The 5,568-nt window shown below is 68.3% G+C and carries 4 protein-coding genes; all 4 read right to left on the bottom strand.

Annotated features, from left to right (window positions below; genetic code table 11):
* A partial coding sequence (gene cas7e / locus AC08OP_RS19695) for a type I-E CRISPR-associated protein Cas7/Cse4/CasC (protein WP_476615536.1) occupies positions 1 to 863 on the bottom strand: 863 nt, incomplete at its 3' end.
* A complete protein-coding gene (casB, locus tag AC08OP_RS19690; protein ID WP_476615535.1) occupies positions 860 to 1,828 on the bottom strand; it encodes a type I-E CRISPR-associated protein Cse2/CasB in 969 nt (322 codons plus the stop codon). The genes cas7e and casB, both read right to left, overlap by 4 nt.
* Positions 1,829 to 1,861: 33 nt before the next feature.
* The gene (gene casA, locus AC08OP_RS19685) at positions 1,862 to 3,433 is read right to left on the bottom strand and encodes a type I-E CRISPR-associated protein Cse1/CasA (protein WP_476615534.1); all 1,572 of its coding nucleotides are present in this window, start codon (positions 3,431 to 3,433) and stop codon (positions 1,862 to 1,864) included.
* Between the two features lie 586 nt (positions 3,434 to 4,019).
* The coding region (locus tag AC08OP_RS19680; RefSeq protein WP_476615533.1) for a helicase-related protein at positions 4,020 to 5,568 on the bottom strand (1,549 nt) is incomplete at its 5' end.

Below are 5,568 nucleotides of genomic sequence, written 5' to 3'. Positions count from 1 at the left end.
ATGTAAACCAGCTCCGGCAGAGTGTTCGGCGCGGTCGCCGTCCGCTTCCCACTGGGCAAGGCGGAGACGAAGCCGCGCAGGAACTCGCCAGTCAGTTCGACGGCGGTGGCGGTATCGCCGTCCAGGTTCGCGGCCAGACCGGCCAGGTCTAGGCTCGCGTACCGGTAGAACACTCCCGCGGAGAACTCACCGGCGTTCATGTGACCGCTGCCCGCGTCGTCCGGCGACGGAATGTCGTCGACCGCCGTGAAGAAGTCGATCTCAGGGTCGGTGGCGTGCACGGTGAAGGCGTGCGCGACCTGCACCGCGCCGTCGACCTTGCCCCCGGGGAGCTCCGCGAGCATCCGCCCGAACAGGTTGATCGTCGCGTTGCGGCTGGACAGGATCGCCGCGACCTCGGCGACCGGCAGCACCGGCTTGGGCGGCTTCTTCCGCGACTCCGCCTCGACACGATCTCGGTGCCCGTTCGCCAGCTCGGCCAGAGCGTCCAACCCCGCCGCCGGCAGATACAACAGCACCGACGAGATGTCGTTCTTGTCGCGGTCCTTCTCGGTCTTGATGCCGTTCTTGCCAGCGGAGAGCAGGATCTGGGTGCCCGCGTGGGCGGCGAGTTCCGCGGGCCAGCCCCGGGCGACGAGCCGGGTGGCCACCTCGGTGACTATCCGCCTCGTCCGGACCGCCGGATCACCGAGCACGGTCTCGACTTCGCGACGCACCTGCCGCTTCCAGCACTGGCTGGATACCCGTGTCCGTGACTTCCCGCCATACACGACGGTCTTCGGCGCACCGAGATCATCCCGGTTCAGGTTCGCGTAGGGGATGGTCTGCAGTAGGTGAATATCCAGGAACCGGGCGTCGGTCATGGCCGCTCACTTTCGACGTTATCGGCGGCGCCATCGGCACCGTCGGTCGGAATCGACTGATCGGATGCACCTGCCTTGGCCCGGTCGGGGCCGGCGGGGTTCGCATATCCGTAGAACTGCTGCAGCCAGGTCTTCGCGACGGTGTCCGCGTCGGTACCCCAGCGGGCGAGGTCGAGCAGGAGCCGGACCCAGTCGATCGGGATCTGGTCGGACCGTAGATGCCGGACCAGGCGGGGCAGATGCCGGTGCAACCCGTCGACGTCCTGACGGCACAGCAGCCGAAGCCGCGCTTCCAACCGTCCGTAAAGCTCGGCCTGCTCTCGGGCCGGCGCACGGTTCACCGCATCCGCGAGACACCGACCAAGACTGCGACCTGCGCCACCCGACAGCGGCCGGCCGTTCGCCGTCGCTGGACCCGGTTCCAGGGAGCCGACAGCCTCGTCGAACGGCGCCGGATCTGGTTTGGCCACCTCTGCCGTGTCTCCGCCGACAAGAGTGGTCTGGGAGCCGCTGTCCTGGGTGTCTGCCGCCGCTTCGGTCGAAGCTGAGGGCTCGGCGGTGACCTCGTCGCGGGCGGATCGAGGCTGCGCGGCGATCAGTGCTGCCACGGTATAGAAGGCGCGCTCGACCGTGGCGATCTTCATCAGGTCGCTCCGCCGGACGGCACCATCATCCGCCTCACGAACCGCCACCGGAAGGAAAGGACCCACAATCCGGTGCGCGGGCCGCGCGAACGGATGGGAAGGTTCCCTGCCAAGGCTGCGGCGCAGCGCCGCCCGATCCGCCGGAACGTTGGTCGTCTTGAGCGCCCTGGCGACGAGTGCACGCGCCGATCCCTCGAGCACATGCCGGTTCGCCACCGAGCGAACCCCGCGCCATCCGCCCGCATCGCTCGTGGCAGGCAGCAGCGCCGTCCCGCCACCGTCTGCCGGGGACGGGCTGGAGCCGCCGTCCTCCCCTGTCACGACACCTACCTCCTTGTTCACACGCCTCCTTGTTCACACGCCGAGCCGCAGCTGGTAACGGTGCCGGGCCAGCGCCCGGATCACCCTGGGATGAGCTGCCGCCATGATCTGGTCAGCGATGTCGTCGTAGACACCCTCTGCAGACCGGACGAAGTCGGCGGCAGCCCCCGCGAAGATCGGATCTGGGTTCGTGGCCCGCTCCGCCGCATCGAGCGTCCGCCAGAACACGCGCTCCGCGAGCGGCCAGTACCGGCCTTCGGCCACCGCGACCCACGGGCCGGCGCCCGCGTCACGCCGCGACGACCGCGACCTCCCGTTGTCGGCGGGATCCGCGAGAAGCGCCCAGGCGCTCTTCAGAGCGTTGACAAGATTGCGACCAACCTGCTCGGCGGCATCGTGTACCCGCTCTATCCCATGGATGAAGTCAAAGTCGGCATCCTCCAACCAGCGCAGCACAGGAGGCGTCGTCTGGGTGAAGAACTGACGGTCCCGAGTCTGCCCATCCTGATCGAACCCGAAGACGCGGACCCGCATCCCCTCCAGCACGTCCGACGGCAGCTGCTTGACGGAATCGAACAGGCGCGGCCGCCGGATGATGCCACCCTTGCTTTTTAGCAACAATGCGTCAAGATCTCGCCACAACGCCCGGGACGCGCTCGCCGGCCGCGGATAGTCCTCGCCCTTCTTACTCGTCTGGTAGATCAGATAGGGATCGGTTCCACCCTTCCTTTTCTCCCGCCAAGCCCAGGTCAAGGTCGCGTCGACGACGTTCTCTCGCGCCTCGTCCGGCACCAGCAGCACGGCATGCTGGAAGCCACCCACCAGCACCCGGGACGCCCCCCGCAGCGGAACCGGTCCGCGTAGCGGGTCCGGCAGCTCGGCCGCTTCCCACAGCGCCTCGTCGGGCACGCTCTCCCGGTAGTCGTCGCCGTCGTCAAGACGCGGAATCCCGGCGATCAACGACTCGAACAGCGTGCTGCCCACGGGATGACACGACAGCGCGGTGCGCAGCGGGCCCGCGGCCGTGTTCCCCTCCGAGCGGGCCTTCACCTTCCGCGTCGTGCATCGCCCCGAGGGCCCGTAGTACAACGCGGCAAGCAGATGCCAAGCCCCCTCGCGGGCCGGGATCGGACGCGGACGGCCATCAAGGTGGTGACCGAACCAGACCTGGTTGTTACCCGCTGGACGGCCGAGGACGATCCGGTTCAGCCCGGAAGACGACGAGCACTGCTCCGCCAGCCGCGGATCCTGCAGCCACGGCCGACCTTCGCCGAACAGATCAAAGCGATCGCGATACTCGTCAAAGTATTTTCGAACCCGGTTCTCGTCGAACCGCTCCTCCGCCAACACGCGCCGGCGTACGCGCTCGAACTCCTTGGCAGTAAGGTCCTCTGTGGCTGGCGTGGCCAGCCCACTCACCCGTGCGGCGAGCAGGTAGAGAACCCGCCACAACCCGGCAGCAGCCGGCGGCAGCGGCACGTCGACGTCCGACAACTCGTGGGCACGGAGAAGAAGGTCCTCGAACCCGACAGCCTCCTGCGGCGCACCCCCGACAACCGGTATCCACTGCCTGAATCGCAGGTCATAGCCCGCGTGGCCTGTCATAGCTTACTCACCAGCACCCCCGAACCCCATCCGCATCCGACGGGCTCCGAATGACCCACGTCGAGCAGCAGGCCAGACGCTATCGACCACCACCGACAAAACCTGGGGGATCCAGCGGGACGGCCTGAGGCTTCGAAAACCGTGGGATCGGCGCCGTGCGACGCCAGCCCGATTGCAGGCATGCGCACTCAAACTGCGAGTCCGGGGACGCCGCCCCGCGGCGTCCCCGCGGTGGGCCTACCGAGTCGCCCGAGCGAGTCCGGTCAGAATCACCATCACCACCACGAGCACGACCGTCGTCATCCCGACTACCGCGGCGGTCGCCACAGCGTTCGTCACCATCAGACCTCCTTGTCGGTGCGTAAACAGCTCAGATGCTCACGCAGTGCAGCGACGCCAGATTACTACAAAGCCGCTCCGTTCGACGTGTATGGCCCCAATCCTGGACGTGACGGCTACGATTGGTCCAATCCGGTCAGACCGGGCCGGCTCCCCACGCGGGTGGGGGTGATCCGCCGCTCCGCTCGACGTGGTGCCCAGGGCATCGCACCCTCCCCATAGCCATGGGGGTCCTCCCTTGGCCTGCTCAGCCCAGCAGGCCAAGGGAGTCATCGAGCCGGAAGACGCGCGTTCCGACAGAGACGGCTTCCGGCTCGCCATCCGGGCCGAGGATGTGTGGGAGGAGCACGAGGCCACGCAGGTTGGGGTTTCCAGTCCAGGTGTCGGGCGGTGAGGTCAGGCCTCGATCCGCATAGCGCCAGGGCCCGTCCCGCATCGGGATGCTCTCAGCGAGTACCGCGCGGACCTGCTCCTGCGTGAAACGCCTCTTCGGACCGGCCCCCTCGACCGGCAGGGGTGTGGTGCGAGCCCGGTCGAGCCAGCGGTGGCCGTCGACGTCGACGTAGCAGCAGACGACCCGTACCGAGGGGGCTCCGAGGCGGGTGGAGATCTCGTCCTCGTCGATTTCCCTTTTGGTCAGCCGATCGAGGGCCAACAGGTCGTGCGGGGACTGGATGGCGGCGACGGCGGCGATACCTCGGGCCGCTTCGTCCTCCATGATGCGGGCGACGTCGTCGTCCGGTGGATCGATGCGGAACGTCTCGTCGTAGACCTTGTCCATCATCGGCTGCACGTCCACCGGGATCCTGACCGGCTCGGGATGGCGCCAGGTCAGCAGTTCGTATGTCCGTCTCAGCAGGGCACGGTTGTAGATCAGGGGCCAACGTTTCGGCAGGGTGAACTCGCCCACGCGGCGGGGCACGAGGACGACGAGTCGCGGGCCGCCGGAGGCCCAGGTGGGACGCTTGCCCGCGTCGTCGACCTGCGGGTGGCGATGGCAGCGGCCCGCGCGTTGCAGGAGCTGCGCGATCGGTGCCAGATCGCTGATCACCAGGTCGAAGTCGATGTCCAGCGACTGCTCCGCCACCTGCGTCGCGACAAGGATCGCGGCGCGGGGGCGCTGCCCGACGTCACGGCCGAACGCGGCCGTCACCCAGTCCGTGCGGACCTCCCGTTCGCGGGCGGGCATGCGGGCATGCAGCAACGCGACGACAGGCGCGTTCGCCGGATCGGCGTCGCGCGTGCACCAGGCGCGCAGCGCGGTGAACGTCTGCTGGGCCTCGGCGACCGTCGTGCAGACCACCATCGCAGTGCCCCCGTCGCGCAGGATCGGCGCCAGGAGGGTACGCAGCGCGTCGCGGCGATCGACACTGTCCGCCGCTGGACGTCCCTCACTCGGATCACCTTCCTCGTCCGCCGCGGCCAGCGGCACGTCGACCAGGTCGACCGCGAGCGCGCTTGGTTCCATCTCGAACGATCGCGTGGTGACCGTCGCGGTCGCCGCGTCGGCGTGGACCCAACCGGGATAGGCGATGTCGATCTGCCCGCGGTAGGGGCGGGCCCGCGCTCCGAGCAGGTAGGCGCGAACCAGCCGTTTCGCGACCTCCTCCGGGACCGTCGCCGACAGCAGGACCACCGGCACCCGCAGCACTCCCAGCCAGGTCAGCAACCTCGCCAGCAGGTACTGCATATAGGCGTCGTAGGCGTGCACCTCGTCAACGACCAGAACCTTGCCGGCCAGGCCCAGCATCCGCAGCATGTTGTGCCGCACGGGAAGTACCGTCAGCAACGCCTGA

It is taken from the genome of Frankia sp. CeRuru1 (genome assembly GCF_977966315.1).
Note: the sequence above shows the minus strand (reverse complement) of the source record. Positions and strands in the feature narration are given on the sequence as shown.

Bases quoted from the DNA above. Each gene is read 5' to 3' on its own strand.
- casA (WP_476615534.1), bottom strand. From the start codon at position 3,433: ATGACAGGCCACGCGGGCTATGACCTGCGATTCAGGCAGTGGATACCG.